The 16,100-nt window shown below is 40.2% G+C and carries 15 protein-coding genes and 3 pseudogenes (1 of these 18 running past the window's edge); all 18 read right to left on the bottom strand.

Features of this window, described 5'->3' with window-relative positions; all coding sequences use genetic code 11:
• Positions 1 to 403, bottom strand: a pseudogene (locus L652_RS01000000123320) (chemotaxis protein CheA); it reaches 1,824 nt to the left of the window's first position.
• 15 nt (positions 404 to 418) lie between these two features.
• A complete protein-coding gene (locus L652_RS0105725; protein WP_024595388.1) occupies positions 419 to 1,192 on the bottom strand; it encodes a protein phosphatase CheZ in 774 nt (257 codons plus the stop codon).
• A gap of 17 nt (positions 1,193 to 1,209) precedes the next feature.
• On the bottom strand, positions 1,210 to 1,593 hold the full coding sequence (gene cheY, locus L652_RS0105720; RefSeq protein WP_008132609.1) for a chemotaxis response regulator CheY: 384 nt from the start codon (positions 1,591 to 1,593) through the stop codon (positions 1,210 to 1,212).
• A 40-nt stretch (positions 1,594 to 1,633) separates the two neighbouring features.
• Entirely contained in the window at positions 1,634 to 2,344 is a 711-nt protein-coding gene (locus tag L652_RS0105715) for an RNA polymerase sigma factor FliA (protein WP_002959310.1), read from the bottom strand.
• A gap of 26 nt (positions 2,345 to 2,370) precedes the next feature.
• Complete coding sequence (locus L652_RS0105710) at positions 2,371 to 3,231, bottom strand: MinD/ParA family protein (protein ID WP_024595387.1); 861 nt, start codon at positions 3,229 to 3,231, stop codon at positions 2,371 to 2,373.
• Positions 3,224 to 4,692 (bottom strand): annotated as a pseudogene (gene flhF / locus L652_RS01000000123315) (flagellar biosynthesis protein FlhF). Before flhF ends, L652_RS0105710 begins: the two are co-directional and overlap by 8 nt.
• 21 nt (positions 4,693 to 4,713) lie before the next feature.
• Positions 4,714 to 6,806 (bottom strand): annotated as a pseudogene (gene flhA, locus L652_RS01000000123310) (flagellar biosynthesis protein FlhA).
• A gap of 72 nt (positions 6,807 to 6,878) precedes the next feature.
• The gene (flhB, locus tag L652_RS0105695; protein ID WP_024596365.1) at positions 6,879 to 8,009 is read right to left on the bottom strand and encodes a flagellar biosynthesis protein FlhB; all 1,131 of its coding nucleotides are present in this window, start codon (positions 8,007 to 8,009) and stop codon (positions 6,879 to 6,881) included.
• 9 nt (positions 8,010 to 8,018) lie between these two features.
• Positions 8,019 to 8,798 (bottom strand): flagellar biosynthetic protein FliR, encoded by a 780-nt coding sequence (gene fliR / locus L652_RS0105690; protein WP_024596364.1) that lies wholly within the window; start codon positions 8,796 to 8,798, stop codon positions 8,019 to 8,021.
• Positions 8,799 to 8,800: 2 nt separating this feature from the next.
• Positions 8,801 to 9,070, bottom strand: coding sequence for a flagellar biosynthesis protein FliQ (fliQ, locus tag L652_RS0105685; protein ID WP_002959325.1), 270 nt, complete (start codon positions 9,068 to 9,070; stop codon positions 8,801 to 8,803).
• A 40-nt stretch (positions 9,071 to 9,110) separates the two neighbouring features.
• Positions 9,111 to 9,851, bottom strand: coding sequence for a flagellar type III secretion system pore protein FliP (gene fliP, locus L652_RS0105680; RefSeq protein WP_002959327.1), 741 nt, complete (start codon positions 9,849 to 9,851; stop codon positions 9,111 to 9,113).
• Positions 9,852 to 9,855: 4 nt separating this feature from the next.
• Positions 9,856 to 10,239 carry a flagellar biosynthetic protein FliO gene (fliO, locus tag L652_RS0105675; RefSeq protein WP_002959331.1) on the bottom strand — a complete coding sequence of 128 codons (384 nt, stop codon included), beginning with the start codon at positions 10,237 to 10,239 and terminating at the stop codon, positions 9,856 to 9,858.
• Positions 10,236 to 10,634, bottom strand: coding sequence for a flagellar motor switch protein FliN (gene fliN / locus L652_RS0105670; protein ID WP_002959332.1), 399 nt, complete (start codon positions 10,632 to 10,634; stop codon positions 10,236 to 10,238). The genes fliO and fliN overlap by 4 nt, the downstream gene beginning before the upstream one ends.
• A 20-nt stretch (positions 10,635 to 10,654) precedes the next feature.
• The gene (gene fliM, locus L652_RS0105665; protein WP_002959334.1) at positions 10,655 to 11,746 is read right to left on the bottom strand and encodes a flagellar motor switch protein FliM; all 1,092 of its coding nucleotides are present in this window, start codon (positions 11,744 to 11,746) and stop codon (positions 10,655 to 10,657) included.
• A 9-nt stretch (positions 11,747 to 11,755) separates the two neighbouring features.
• Entirely contained in the window at positions 11,756 to 12,286 is a 531-nt protein-coding gene (fliL, locus tag L652_RS0105660; protein ID WP_024596363.1) for a flagellar basal body-associated protein FliL, read from the bottom strand.
• 57 nt (positions 12,287 to 12,343) lie between these two features.
• On the bottom strand, positions 12,344 to 14,365 hold the full coding sequence (locus tag L652_RS0105655) for a flagellar hook-length control protein FliK (RefSeq protein ID WP_029753269.1): 2,022 nt from the start codon (positions 14,363 to 14,365) through the stop codon (positions 12,344 to 12,346).
• A gap of 89 nt (positions 14,366 to 14,454) precedes the next feature.
• Entirely contained in the window at positions 14,455 to 14,901 is a 447-nt protein-coding gene (fliJ, locus tag L652_RS0105650; RefSeq protein WP_010553907.1) for a flagellar export protein FliJ, read from the bottom strand.
• Positions 14,901 to 16,100 (bottom strand): flagellar protein export ATPase FliI (gene fliI, locus L652_RS0105645; RefSeq protein WP_024603358.1); only part of this gene is annotated, 1,200 nt, incomplete at its 5' end. The genes fliJ and fliI, both read right to left, overlap by 1 nt.

Raw genomic sequence — 16,100 nt, 5'->3', positions numbered from 1 at the left:
TGGCTTCGGCCTCTGTTGGAGGTAGACCTAAGATATGAAGAGTATGAAGTAATTCAGGATCTGCAGGTTCAGGCTTGTCTCTGTTTTGGATAGTCGCAAACATCTCATTAATGGTGTCTAGTGCTTGTAAAATAACATCCATTAACTCTGAGTTGACTGTTCGCACGCCTTGACGTAGTAAATCAAATACGTTTTCAGCACCGTGACAAGCATCAACAAGTTCTGTCATAGCTAAAAAGCCTGCACCACCTTTTACAGTGTGAAAACCTCTAAATATAGCGTTTAGTAACTCGGTATCTTCTGGATTATTTTCCAGCTCAACTAACTGTTCAGATAAAAGCTCTAGGATTTCTCCAGCCTCTACAAGAAAGTCTTGTAAAATATCTTCATCGACTTCAAACATGCAGTTACTCTCCTCTTAGAAGCCCAAACTTGATAAAAGATCATCAACTTCATCTTGATCAGATACAACATCATTACGCGATTCTTTATCAATAATAGGGCCTTCAGGACCTGCTAAAGTTTGTGTGGCAACTGGTTCTTTTATTTTTTGTTGTTCTACTTTATTCGCGGTGCTGTTAGTGTCGTCTTGTTCAGCAAACGCAGTTAAAAGATGAAGTAAACTTTCTTCTACTTCCCTAACAAGTTCGATAACACGGCGAATAACTTGACCTGTTAAGTCTTGATAGTCTTGAGCCATTAATACATTTGTCATTAAGTTTTGAAGCTCATCAGTCTTATGATGAGAGTTGTTCATAAACTTATCGATGCTATGGCAAAGTTGCTTAAACTCACCAAGCTCAATCTCGCGGCTCATTAAACGATCCCATGTCGGTTTGATATGAGATATTTCGTCCGCTAACTGTTGGGCTATAGGTAAACTGGCCTCCACTGCATCCATTGTTTTATTAGCCGCATTTTCTGTCATTTCTATAACATAATTAAGCCGCTTTTTAGCATCTGGAATCGCATCTGTCGTTATATCAGTTAAGCGAGTATCAAGCTCAAAACTTTTAAGGGCTTCGTGCAGTTGACGAGTCAACTTTCCAACTTCAGCAAATAATTCAGACTGCTCTTTAGATGCAGCCTCTAAAATCAACTGATTTGCTTTGTCTTGCTCATCATTTTCTAAAAAAACAACGAGCTGACGAGCTTGTTCTAACGTTATTTGAGGCGCAGCTGGTGCTGGCATAAGCCTCTCCCCCATCATTAGCCTAAGCGTTCAAATACTTTTTCTAATTTAGTTTTTAATGTTCCAGCCGTAAATGGCTTAACAATATAACCATTAACACCAGCTTGCGCTGCAGCTATTATTTGTTCTTTTTTAGCCTCTGCCGTTACCATTAATACAGGGATATGTTTTAACTTATCGTCTGCACGTATTGCTCTTAAAAGATCAATACCCTGCATTCCAGGCATATTCCAATCCGTAACTACAAAATCAAACACTTGATTTTGCAACATAGGCAAAGCTGTAGACCCATCATCAGCTTCTTGAACGTTAGTGAAACCTAAGTCACGTAACAGGTTTTTTATAATGCGTCTCATCGTTGAAAAATCATCAACTACAAGAATTTTCATGTTTTTATCCAAAACATCCCCCAGTGAGGTATTAACCTTTGTTTACTTACTACTAATTTATCCAGTCATTGATTTTAGCTTTAAGCTTAATCATCGCCTGACCATGTATCTGACTTACACGCGATTCACTTACATCGAGTATATGTCCTATTTCTTTTAAATTCATTTCATCGTTGTAGTACAAAGAAAGCACCATTGCATCACGCTCTGGTAATGACTTAATTGCACTTAGCAAAGACTCATTAAACCTATCATTTTTAACATTATTAAAAGGTTTATCTTGTGCTAAATCTTGGCCTACAGGAGTAATAACATCCTCATCTACACCAAGGTCTTCAATGCCTAATATTTTGCTCGTATTCGCATCATTTAAAATATGATGGTACTCATTGAGCGAAATTTCAAGTTTTTCAGCAACTTCTATGTCCGTTGGTTCGCGGTTCAGACTACTTTCGAGCTCAGTAATTGCTTCTGCAACTTGCCTGTTTTTACGGTGAACTGAACGAGGAGCCCAATCACCACGGCGCATTTCGTCAAGCATAGCACCGCGAATACGAATACCTGCAAAAGTTTCAAAGCTTGCGCCTTTTGTTGCATCAAAGTTTTTCGAAGCTTCTATTAAACCTATCATTCCTGATTGAATTAAATCATCAAGTTGAACGCTAGGTGGTAATCGAGCAATTAGATGACATGCCACTTTTTTAACAAGTGATGCATGCTTCTCAACAATCACATTTAAATTTTGTGTTGATTGATATCCCATAGCTCTATTCACCAGTGTTGTCATAATTAACCGTTTACTAGTTTCTCAATGAAAAACTCTAAATGCCCAGATGGTTGGTTGGGTATTGGCCATTTAACTGCTTTTGTTGCCAGCGTTTTAAACGCAAGAGCGGCTGGCGAATTTGGAAAGAGCTCTACTATTACTTTTTGACGACGTGTTGCTTTGCGCATATTTTCATCATAAGGAACCGTTGCTACTAGCTCCATTGATACATCTAAAAAGCGGTCGGTAACTTTAGATAGCTTTGCAAACAATTCAGTGCCTTCACGCATACTGCGCACCATATTGGCAACAATTTTAAATTTATAAACGCCGTGTTCACGACTTAATACTTTAATAAGTGCGTAAGCGTCGGTGATTGATGTCGGCTCATCGCATACAACAACCATTACATCTTGCGCTGCACGCGAGAAGCTCAGTACCATGTCTGAAATACCAGCAGCTGTATCTACAATTAAAATATCAAATTCGGTATTCAATTCGCTAAACGCACGAATTAGCCCAGCATGCTCAGATGGTGATAATTCAACCATACTTTGCGAACCCGATGTAGCGGGTACAATTTTAATTCCTGCAGGGCCTTCAACTAAAATTTCTTCAAGCTCACATTCACCAGACAAGACATGTGACAAGTTACGCTCTACACGTAAACCAAGCATCACATCACAGTTTGCTAAACCCAAGTCAGCATCCAGCACTAATACTCGATTACCTTGCTGCCCAAGTGCAATAGCTGTATTTAGAGAAACATTTGTTTTCCCTACTCCACCTTTACCACCGGTTACAGCGATAACTTTTACGCCGTTGTTATTGTTTTGACTCATTTTGCGCAGGCCGCTTGCTTGATCTAATACTGTGTTAATCATACATCCCTACTGTGCTTGGCGCCACTGCTTGGTGCCTTGAATGTTGTTCTTTTGTTCTTTTTAAATATAATTGCTCAGCCTTTTTAACTAGTTTCTCAGCATTTGCAACACGAATATCCTCTGGTACTCGTTGACCATTAGTAAGATACCCTATTGGAAGGCGATTTTGAATCGCAATACTAATAATCTCACCCAAACTTAATGATTCGTCTAACTTAGTGAAAATACAGCCACTTAACTGTACTTTTTTAAAGTGACGTACAGTTTCTTGCAATACATTAATTTGTGCTGTCGCGCTAAGTACTAAGTAGCTGCGAATATCTACACGTTGGTTACGCATTAACGTGTTTAATTGCTCAGTTAAACGTAAATCTCGCTGGCTCATACCTGCTGTGTCAATTAATACTAGACGTTTATTTCGTAAATGATATAAAACTTCAGCTAATTCATTAGCATCTTTAACTTGCTTAACACCACAACCAATAATACGACCATATGTTGCAAGTTGTTCATAAGCACCAATTCTGTATGTATCAGTGGTTATTAACGCCACTTTATCGGCACCATATTTTTGTGCGCCTAGAGCTGCAAGCTTAGCAACAGTCGTTGTTTTACCCACACCTGTTGGACCCACTAACGCATATACACCACCTTGGCGAAGTATTTCATTATTGGTTGTTTGCATTTGATCTTCGACCATAGTTAACAATGCTTTCCAACCTTGCTTACGAGACACATCATCAGGTACAAAACATGCCATTTGCTGTGCTACTTCTTTATCGATACCCATACCGACTAAACGGTCAACCATACAAGCGCGTGTTGGATCGCGACGCGCCATATCTTGCTGCATCAAGCCTGATACTTGGTGTTCTAATAATTGACGGATTGCGTTCATTTCTTCACGCATTGTTGTCATTTCTTCGCTTTCATTATTAGGTGCTTGTTGGCGAGTGGTTACTGGGCTATCTAAATCATCAAAGTCGCGGTCTAAATCATCAAAACCTAAGCTATCCGCTTGAGTTTGTGGACGAACTGGCGCAGCAACTTCAGGAGCAAACATATTTTTAGTACGCTGCCCCATATCAGGTTCTTGATAGTTATCAGTAGTATCAATACCCGATTGTGAAAACATCGATGCAAGCTCAGGAGAACGAGGACGCGGTGATTGACGCTCTAATAATGCTTGTAGGCTGTCAGCAACTTTTGCTTGAGGCTCAGGCTTGGCACGCTGTGGCTCTGGTTTTACAAAGTTATGCATGCTTTGTTGTGGCGCCTGAGTACGCGGCTCTGCAGGGCGTTGTGGTTGCGCTGCTACTTTAGGGGCTGCNCTGCCGCTACAATTTCTACACCGTTAGCCAGTTTTTTATTTGACATAATAACCGCATCAACACCTAACTCATCTTTAACTTCTTTAAGTGCTGTGCGCATATCTTTAGCAAAAAAACGTTTAATTTTCATGATTCAACCCCTGTTAAAATCTTATTGTTGGCCTACCGAGCTTACAATTTTGATCTGTCTTTCGTCTGGTACCTCTTGATAAGACATCACTCTCAATCCTGGAATGGTGTACTTAACAAAACGAGATAACACAGTGCGTAACATTCCTGACGTTAGCAATATAGAAGGTTCGCCGGCCATTTCTTGATTTTGATGCGCTTGTGTCAATGACACTTGAAGTCGCTCTGCAAGTCCTGGCTCAATACCGGCACCTTCATCGCCTGCATTTTGTAATGACTGATGCAACATCTGTTCCAACTCAGGCGCCAAGGTTATGACAGGGATTTCTGATGACATTCCCACCGCATCTTGAACAATTAATCTACGCAGTGAAATACGCACTGCAGCCGTTAATACATCAGGGTCTTGACTACGTGGGCCATACTCAACAAGGGTTTGAACAATTGAGCGCATATCGCGAATAGCCACGCCTTCATTTAATAAATTTTGTAGTACTTTTACAATAGCAGTTAATGGCAATACATCAGGTACTAGTCCTTCCACTAAGCGAGGATGGCTTTTAGCAAGCATATCAAGTAGGTTTTGAACTTCTTCATGCCCTAGTAATAACGCTGCACTGTTAGTTAATAACTGGCTAATATGAGTGGCAACTACCGTGGCTGAATCTACAACGGTATAACCTAGTGATTGTGCTTCATCTTTTTGATCAGGCTTGATCCATACGGCATCAAGGCCAAACGCAGGATCTTTTGTTTCAACCCCTTTAATTGGACCAAATACTTGTCCTGGGTTAATCGCTAGCTCGTCGCCATGCTTAAGCTCGCTTTCACCGGTTGAAACCCCCATTAGTGTTATTCTGTAAGCGTTAGGGTCAAGCTCTAAGTTGTCGCGTATATGTACCGGCGGCACTAAAAAACCAAGCTCTTGAGAAAGCTTTTTACGCACCCCCTTAATACGATTAAGTAGCTCACCACCTTGTGATTGGTCCACTAACGGAATTAATCTATAACCGACTTCTAAGCCAATTACATCAACCTGCTGAACGTCATCCCAGCCTAGTTCTTTTTGTTCTTGTTTATTAGCAACACCCGTTGCAACGCTTCNAGCGGCCTCTTCAGCTTCTGCCGCAGCAGCTTTTAATTTACTTTGCTGTGTGTAGTAAGCTAAGTAACCCAGTAACGCACCTAAACTTAAAAAAGCAATATGCGGCATACCAGGCACTAAGCCCATGATGATCAAAATACCAGATGCAATAAAGAGTGACTTTTCGTTGCCTAGTTGTTTCTTAAATTGGTCCCCCATATTGAGCGACTCATTTTGGCGTGTTACAACAATCGCGGTACCAATTGAAAGCAGTAAAGAAGGGAGTTGAGCAACTAAGCCATCGCCAATGGTAAGTAATGTATATACTTCCATTGCATTGCCAAAACTCAAATTGTGCTGGATCATACCGACAAATAAACCACCAACAATATTGATGATTAGTATAACAATACCTGCAATCGCATCACCTTTTACAAATTTACTCGCACCATCCATTGAGCCGTAAAAATCNCTTCCTCGCGGCGGTCACGCGCTTGTTCTGCGCTGATAAAGCCTGCGTTCAAATCGGCGTCAATTGCCATTTGTTTACCCGGCATTGCATCAAGGGTGAAACGCGCAGATACCTCAGAAATACGACCAGCACCTTTAGTAATTACTACAAAGTTAATAATGATCAGGATTAAAAACACAACCAAACCAACAGCGTAGTTACCACCAATAACAACTGAGCCAAACGCTTCAATTACTTTACCGGCAGAGTCACCACCATTATGGCCTTCAAGTAACACAACTCGAGTACTGGCAACGTTAAGTGCTAAGCGCATAATTGTAGCGATTAGTAATACAGAGGGGAAAATACCAAATTCAACTGGCTTCATCGTGTAAACAGTTACAAGTAAAACCACTAACGCGAGAGCAATATTAAACGAGAAAAGGATATCGAGTAAAAATGGCGGTAGTGGTAAAATCACCATTCCCAAGGCAGCAAGCACAAGCAAAGGTGTACCTACCCCTTTGGCATAGTCTTTTTTGTCTCTGTTAAGTTGTTGTAATACCGCTTTAAAACTCATAATTCTACAATTTCAAAAAATTGACACTAAGTAGAATTTGCAATAACTATTCCAAGTTACTCAGTTAACGGTTTAATACTTGTAGGCATCGGGGATTGGCAGCTTTTTATTGAGCTTAGTTGGACGTTTACCGCGCCCTTTATTAAAGCGCTTAAGCTGAAATACATACGCTAAAACTTGCGCTACTGCGGTAAATAGCTGATCGGGTATTTGCTCTCCTACTTCAGCCGTATGATAAAGCGCTCGGGTCAACATGGGGGATTCTAATATAGGTACTTCATTCCCTATTGCTACTTTTCGAATTTGCATCGCCATTTCATCAATGCCTTTAGCAAGCACTATAGGCGCACCTGCGCGCTCCGTGTCGTATTTTAATGCTACAGAGTAGTGAGTTGGGTTCGTAACAATAACATCAGCGTCAGGAACATCTTGCATCATGCGGTTTTGCGACATTTGCCTTTGTGTTTGCCTAATGCGCGCTTTTATTTGTGGGTCACCTTCAGAGTTTTTATACTCATCTTTAATTTCTTGCATTGTCATTTTAAGTTGTTTGTTATGGTTGTAACTTTGAAATGGTGCATCAATGGCGGCAATAACAATTAAAGTGCACGAAAGGCCTAAAAACATCCACCCTAAAATCTCTAAGGCATGAATAATATTACCCGGCGCACTTTCTAAACTTAAATGCAGTATTTCATCAAAATAAGTATTAATTAAAAACACAGCAAAACTTGCAACCAAACCAAATTTTAAAAGTGACTTTACAAGCTCAATAGCCGCTTGTGGGCCAAACATCCGCTTAAAGCCCTTCATTGGCGACATTTTACTTGCTTTAGGTGCAGCAGCTTCCCAGCTAAAGTTAAAACCACCGAGTAACGTATTACCAATAAATGCAGCCAAAACGATAATTAACACAAACATAGCCATAGGAAACATCAACGCGTCTGCAACCTCTCCCCACACGGCAAACATTTTAGTGGTATCAAAGGCTTCGTTGCGGTTTAAGCTAAGGGTTCGGCCCATTACATTGTATAAACCTTTACCAATTTCAGGACCATACATCAAAAGCGATATAGCCGAAAAAATAAGTACAAACATGGTACCTAACTCTTTTGAGCGTGCTATTTGGCCTTTCTTTTTAGATTCTTCAAGCTTTTTGGATGTGGGTTCTTCTGTTTTTTCTTGTCCTGAGTCTTCAGACATGACTTTCTCCTAAGGTGAGCAACCAACTAAAGTACACATTAGCTCAACCATTTTTAACCATTGAAACTCAAACTGAGTAACAAAGTTACCTAGTGTCGCCCAAATAATAATAAGTCCCGCTACCAAGGTAAACGGAAAACCAATAGAGAAAATATTTAATTGCGGCGCTGCACGCGTCATAATCCCAAACGACATATTAATAACGAGCATTGCGGTAAGCGGTGCAAGTGAGAGTACCAGTGCTGTAGTAAACATCCAGCCGCCCCAAGTCACTATGTCCCAGTAATGATCTACAGACCACCATGTGCCATCAATAGGTAGCACTTGAAAGCTATGCACCACCATTTGAATCATCATTAAATGACCGTTAAAAGCAAAAAATAACAAGGTGGCCAAAATAAGGAAAAACTGGCCAACCGCTGGGACGCTTGCGCCATTAGAGGGGTCAATAACCGAAGCAAAACCTAAACCGGTTTGCATCGCAAGTATTTGCCCAGCTAAAACAAAGGTATTTAATAAAAGTATAGATGCAAAACCAATAGCAACACCAATCAGCATTTGTTGAATAACGACTAAAATCATCTCAAACGAAAATAAATTAGTGAATGTAGCGGGCGGCAGAACAGGAACGACAAGAAAAGTTACAACAACTGATAACCCCATTTTTATACGCGTAGGGACATTTTTAGCACCTAAACCAGCCATAATCATAATCATTGAGCTAATGCGTACCAGGGGCAGCAAAAAATCGCTCAACCATTGAATAACGACAGCAAAGGGGTATTCCACGTTTAACCTGCAATTTCAGGAATAAGTAATACTAGGCGAGTAAAAAAATCCATCAGTTCTTGAGTAAGCCAGTGCCCACCTACAATTAGCGCACTAATGGTAATTAATAAACGAGGTAAAAAGCTCAACGTTTGTTCATTGATTGATGTTGCCGCCTGAAATACAGCAACCACTAAACCAATAATTAGGCCTGGGACTACAATTGCAGACACCAATTTAATAACTAAAAACAGCGCGTCACTTAGAATATCAACAAAAATTTCCGGTTCCATGTTGTACTCCTATTGTTGGGTCATGTTAATGCTTTGCATACTAAGTCCCTAAACCAAAGCTTTTAGCTAGAGTCCCCATCACTAAGCTCCAACCATCAACAAGTACAAACAGCATAATTTTAAACGGTAAGGACACTATCATGGGGGAAAGCATCATCATACCCATCGCCATTAATACCGAAGCGACCACTAAATCAACAATTAAAAATGGGATAAAAAACATAAACCCAATTATAAATGCCGTTTGCAGTTCGCTGGTTACAAAGGCCGGTATTAACACTATTAATGGCGTATCTTGTGGCGAATTTAGCTGATCGTAACCAGCAATTTTAGCGAACGTTTCTAAATCTTTTAAACGCACCTGTGAAAGCATAAATGCTTTCATTGGCTCTTTAGCAAGCTCTAAAGCCTCTACTGATGTAACCTGCTCATTTAAGTAAGGCTCTATAGCTCGCTCGTTTACCTGCTGATAAATAGGCGCCATTATAAAAATACTTAAAAAAAGTGACATACCTAATAACACTTGGTTTGACGGTGTTTGCTGTAAGCCAATTGCTTGGCGCAAAATGGCGAGTACAACAATAATTCGTGTAAAAGAGGTCATCATAATTATGGCGGCCGGTATAAAACTCAGCGCCGTCATAATTGCTAAAACTTGTAACGTTACTGAGTAATCTTGTGTGCCATCAGCGTTTGTTGTAATGGTAAGGGCATCAATTCCTTCTGCACTTACATTTGGTACAAACACCATGGCAAAAATAATAAGCAGCCACTTTGTCATAGGTTTAATTCTTTTTATTTTGGTTTGATTGCGGGTTTAAAAGTTTACCAAATCGTTTAGCGAGTTCAGGCAGTTCTTTTTCACTTAATGGGGTTTCTAACTTGTGTAAATAATTAATACTGTGGGGAGTTACACCAAGTAAATGCTGAGCATTATCTATCTCAACAACCATTAAACGCTCGCGAGAACCTAAAGGTAGACTTCTAACTACTTTAAACTCATCACTATTTGCTAAATTAGGGTTAAGCTTTTTAACAAAAAATGCCAGTACAATAATCAGTACTAGCACCATTACAAGCGACAGCACCATAGAGAGTATATCCCCAGTGGGTGTTGCCACATCTGCTTTTGAAAAAACGGTAGTCGTTAAAGCAACTAATAAGCTCATCGTAATTTTTTGATCCGCTCTACTTGGCTTATCACGTCAGTTAAGCGAATACCAAATTTGTCGTTTACTACAACTACTTCACCATGAGCGATTAAAGTACCATTAACTAGTACGTCTAGCGGCTCACCCGCAACACGGTCAAGCTCAACAACAGAGCCTTGATTAAGTTGCAGTAGGTTACGAATATTGATTTTAGAGCGCCCTACTTCCATTGAGATAGTAACGGGAATATCTAAAATAGTGTCGAGTTTTCGTTTTTCATCACCACTCATTTCGTGTTTTGAATCACTTAACTCATCAAGCTCTGCAACATGTGCTTCGCCACTATCATCTGGGCCTTCGGCTTCTGCTAATGCTGCTGCCCATTCATCCATTGTGTCTTGATCATCGCTCATACTTTTAACCTTTTAATCAATTACCAGTCTAAGTCTACACCGTCAGAGAGGTGTAAATCATCTTCTAGTTCTGCTAATTCTGCATCTGAGTCAATTTTCTTGCCGCCTTTGGTAAATACATGCAGCTCAGATTTAACTGAATCAGGTCGTTTAATTTTTTCACTAATTTGAAGCGCAACATTATCGCGAGAGCGACCCATCTTGGCTCTAAATGTAGGGAGTTCCTCAACAAATACGGTTATATGCTCAGGCATTTCAACCGGAATAATATCACCTGCTTTTAATTCCATAATTTGCTTTAAGGTCAAATCAACTTCAAGTAACTGAGTCGACATATCAACCTCAACATCCATTATTTCATCGCGAAGTGCTTTGCTCCAACGTAAGTCGGTATCCTCTGTATCAGATTGAACACCCGCATCTAAAAGCTCTCGGATTGGCTCAAGCATCGAATACGGAAGTGCAATATGAAAATCGCCGCCACCGCCATCAAGCTCAATATGAAAAGAGCTAATAACCACAACCTCTGTTGGACTTACAATATTCGCCATAGCTGGGTTTACTTCTGAATCGAGATATTCAAACGATACATCCATAACCGGTGCCCATGCTTCTTTATAATCTTCAAAGATTATTTTAAGGAGCATTTGTACAATCCGGCGCTCTGTTGGGGTAAATTCTCGGCCCTCTATCTTTGCATGATAACGCCCGTCACCACCAAAAAAGTTATCTACCAAAATAAACACAAGTCGTGCTTCCATGGTAATCAGGCCAGTGCCTTTTAAAGGCCTAAAACGGACCATATTTAAACTGGTTGGAACAAATAAAGTATGAATATATTCGCCAAACTTAATCATTTGCACGCCGTTAATAGACACCTCTGCGGTGCGACGCATCATATTAAATAGGCTAATTCGCATATGACGAGCAAAGCGTTCGTTAACAATTTCCAGCGTCGGCATACGACCACGTACGATCCGATCTTGCGAAGAAAAATCGTACTGAAGCGTACTTCCTCCGCCATCTTCACCTTCGTGTATATCTTCCTCTTCAACGTCATCAACGCCATGTAATAGCGCATCAATTTCGTCTTGGGATAATAAATCGCTCACGCTAACCCCTTATTGCATCACAAAGCCGGTAAACAATACCCGCTCAATTACTTTACTGCCTTCAACATCCATTAAGGCTGTTTGTACCTTTTCAAGTGCAGAAAAACGAAGTGTTTCTTTACCAGAGCTCGTACTTAATTCATCAGCTGTTGTAGTAGAAAACACGCTTAATAGCGTCCCTTCTATTAGTGGTATATGTTTTTTGGCTGTTTCTTCATTTACTTCGCCACGTACTAATAATTGTACTTTAATTTGTACAATTCTATCGCGACTTGAGCCAGGCACGTTAAATACAAATGGGCGTGGCATAGCAACATATAAAGCACTACCAACTTCTGCTGATGAACCAGAAGCTGCAGGAGCAGCATCAGTCGACATCGCAGTCTCTTCATCTAAGGTTTCAACTGGCGCATCCGAACCTGACATAAAAAAGTAACCCGCAGCACCACCTGCAATAAGTAGTACAGCTACTATGATTATTATTAGTTTCTTTTTACTTTTACCGGTTTCTTCGATTTCTAAACTTGCTTCTTCAGCCATCATGATTCCTTTAATCGCAAAGGTACTTGCTTGTTTTAACTATTATAATAGCAGTACTTAGGCATAGTAATCTATTGATGATGAAGTTTGTTGTCGAGAACTTTGTGCAGTGTTATTTGCTTGCTCGTCATTTTCATCATTAACTGACTTATTATTAGCCAAATTACCTTGGGCTCCACTCTCACTTTGCTCAGCTGTTTCACCACCTGATTGCCCATAAGAAATAGTGCTTTCACCAAGCTCTAGCCCTTGTTGCGCTAACATTTCACGTAAGCGCGGCATTGATTGTTCAAGCGCTTCTTTGGCTTGCTGGTTTTGTACAACAAAGTTTATATGTGCTTGTTCTGCATCGCTACGAATACGTATTTGCATGCTGCCCATTTCTGGAGGATCGAGGCGAATTTCTGCTTCTTTATTATTAATGCTCAACATTGAGCTAACGCGCTCTTGCAGTAATTTAGCTGCATCACTTTTAACAATATTAATTGCCTGCATTACACCTGGATCAATACTTACTTGCTTAACTTGTGATGTACTTTGTAATTGTTGAGTTTGAATTATTTGGGTATCAAGTAAGCTCTGCTCGTAACTTAATGAGTCGTATTGGCTTAATGTGCTCGTTTGCTGAGTATTTAAAGCGGCTGTAATTTGCGTAAATACTTGTGCTACGCGTGCAGGAGTTTGTTCTGCCGTTATTTTTCTAAGCCCATCTTTTTGTAACTCTTCAAATGATTTTAATAAATCAGCACGCTTAGCTGAGGTTGCTACGGCTTTATTAATATCCGCGCCTTCGTTTGTAGATGCCTTTAAGCTTAACTTTTGTGGATCATATACTGTATTAGGAGTCTCTGAGGCCACAAACGTTTTTGAGTCTGATTTAGCGGTATCAGCAAGCCCAATTTCAATAGAAGCTTTTAACTCATTAACTGTTTGCTTAAGCACTGACAACTGCTCGCCTTTAGGCTGCTCTGTTTTAATATATGCGTTTAATTGCGTTAATAAACTTTGTTTTTCAGTTGTATTAAGTGAATTTATTTCTGCGCTAAAAGAGTGTTTTGTTACCGTGCTTTGCGCTTTTTCGTTATCAGTAATAAATTGTGCAAGCATTTGCTTAAGATTTGAAGTGTTACTAGTTGCGCTATTTGTTGAATCAGCGTTCTCTAATACCTTAACTTGCGCGTTAAGTTGTGAGCGCTGCTCAGACGTTAAACTAGCAATAACGCTATTAGCTTTAATTAAGCTCGCATCTTTAGTCATTAACGTATCTATTGCTGCATTATTATCACCTTCAGTTGTGGCTAAAGGAGACTGAGTAACGCTCGCTTTGTCGGCGGGTGTTGGCAAAACTGTATTATTTTTATCAGCAGACTTATTTTGTCCTAGCTGCTCTTTAGAACTCATTAATGCAAATTCAGGTTTTTCTAATGTAGAGCCAGGGCTGTCATCGGGCTTTTTATTTATAGAATTTAATGGCCCTTCAATAGCTTCGGCAACACCACTTTTCCGATGCTTGCCTTCATTTAATGGTAAAGAGTTCAAAGGTAGTGAGCTTAAGCTATCGCTTTTTGAATCAATTAATTTAGCCGTTTTAGAGTCTACATTAGTGGCAATTGGATTTTGCACCACACTCGATGTATTCGCTTCTTCAGTCGTTACTTCATCACTTGTATTAGCAGATAAAATTACTGAGGTGGTTTCTAACTCTGCATCTTCTGATTCTATACTTTTAGTTGCATCGAACGGCTTATTAATCGAGGTGCTCATTGCTTGTGCTGAATTAATTTGATCAAGCATCTCAACAGATACAAAAGTAACTTCGTCTGTTGTTATTTCATCTAGCTTTACGCTCAGATTTTCATTTTCTTCTGGCTGTTTATGCTTAGGTATGGCAATCGAGTTTTCGGCATCGGGATTTTTATTGCCCTTAAGCAAAGGCCCCATAGCGTTATGCGCTTCGTTTAGCTGGCTTAAAAATTCCTCACCTAAATTTCCTTCGCCATTAGCTAAGCTATTGTCTTTAAAAGCTAACAGTGAATCTTTTTCAGAAGAAACTAAAAACGAAATGTTATTCATCGCCATAAATCACCTAATACCATTACGGCAATATGCCACCGCATACCGCCAAAAGTTGAATTCCACTAAGTAATAAAGCAATTAGCGTGCCTGAATTACAAAGCTTTACGACGTTGAAAAAACTGATTAGCTGAAAATTCATCTAACATTTTTTGCTCATTTTTAGCCATTAACGCATTTGCTTTAAGTTTTTGATTTTCGATTAATTTGGCGACTGCCTTAGCTTTAATTTGCTGCTTGAGCCATAGCGTTTTACGTTGAGTAACAACTTGCTTAGCGGTATTTACCGTACTTGCTTGTTGGCGAATTGCTTCTTCAATTTTAGCTATAAAGGCATGATACTGCCCAAATCCGGCACTAGATAAGCCCGATTTTCCCTTAAGGTGTAACTGCTGAGAGTACTCAAGTCTAAAATTATTTAAACCTTGTAGCTTTTGTTGATTCGATTGCAAGTTTTGATTGGCTTGTAAGTAACTCATGCGCAAACTTTCTTCTTTGTCATTTTCAATTTTGAGCAATAAATCGAGTTTGTTTTTAGCCATTATGCTTGTCCTAGTAACTGAGCAAGCCCTTGCAGACCATCATCGTAACTAATGACATCTCGCATACCTTGTTGTAAAAATGCATTCACTCTTGGCATCATATTTATAGCTTGGTCGAGCATTTGATCGGTCCCTTTTTGATAAGCGCCTAACGTAATCATGTCTTTGTTTTGTTGGTACATTGAATACACTTGTTTAAGCACTCGGGCTTGTTGCATATGCGGCTCAGAAACAACTTGAGGCATAACACGCGAAATCGACTTTTCAATATCTATAGCGGGATAGTGCCCACTGTCAGCTAAATCACGCGATAGTACAATGTGGCCATCTAATATAGCTCGCGCTGCATCAGCAATAGGGTCTTGCATATCATCGCCTTCACTCAACACCGTAAAAAAGGCGGTAATTGAACCTTGCCCTTCACCGCCATTACCAGCACGTTCCACCAGCGCAGGTAATTTAGCAAACACCGAAGGCGGATAACCCTTTGTAGCAGGCGGCTCGCCTACAGCAAGTGCAATTTCACGTTGCGCCATTGCATAACGCGTTACCGAATCGAGTAACAATAATACGTTTAAACCCTGATCTCTAAAATACTCTGCAATAGTTACGGCGCTCTCACAGCCTTTTAAACGCATAAGCGGTGATGAATCAGCGGGCGCTGCGACAACAACTGAACGTTTGCGCCCCTCTACACCGAGTATTTCTTCAATAAATTCTTTTACTTCGCGACCACGCTCCCCCACTAAGCCAACAACAATTACATCAGCTTCGCTACCTCGGGTCATCATACCGAGAAGTACTGATTTACCCACACCAGAGCCTGCAAACAAGCCCATACGCTGGCCTTGCCCTACTGTGATAACCGAGTTAATAGCACGCACACCTACATCCATAGGCTTAGTGATTGGTCTTCTTGAAAGCGGGTTTATAGTATTTTGAGCAAACTTTAAATGATGCTCAGCATTAATTTTACCAAGGCCATCTAGCGGTCGCCCTAAACCATCCACCACGCGGCCTAATAAACTCATCCCTACAGGTAAACCTAAATTATTTACTTGAGGAATAACACGCGCACCAGGTAATACACCAGAGATGTGGTCGTTAGGCATTAAGTACAAAGTTTGATCGTTAAAACCGACTATTTCGGCGTCTACAAAGCCGTTCATAGTTTCTATTTTACATTGGCTACCAACGGG

Source organism: Pseudoalteromonas sp. TB25 (genome assembly GCF_000497995.1).
Classification (GTDB): domain Bacteria; phylum Pseudomonadota; class Gammaproteobacteria; order Enterobacterales; family Alteromonadaceae; genus Pseudoalteromonas; species Pseudoalteromonas distincta.
The sequence above is the reverse complement of the archived record's forward strand: the minus strand, read 5'-3'. Positions and strand labels throughout refer to the sequence as shown.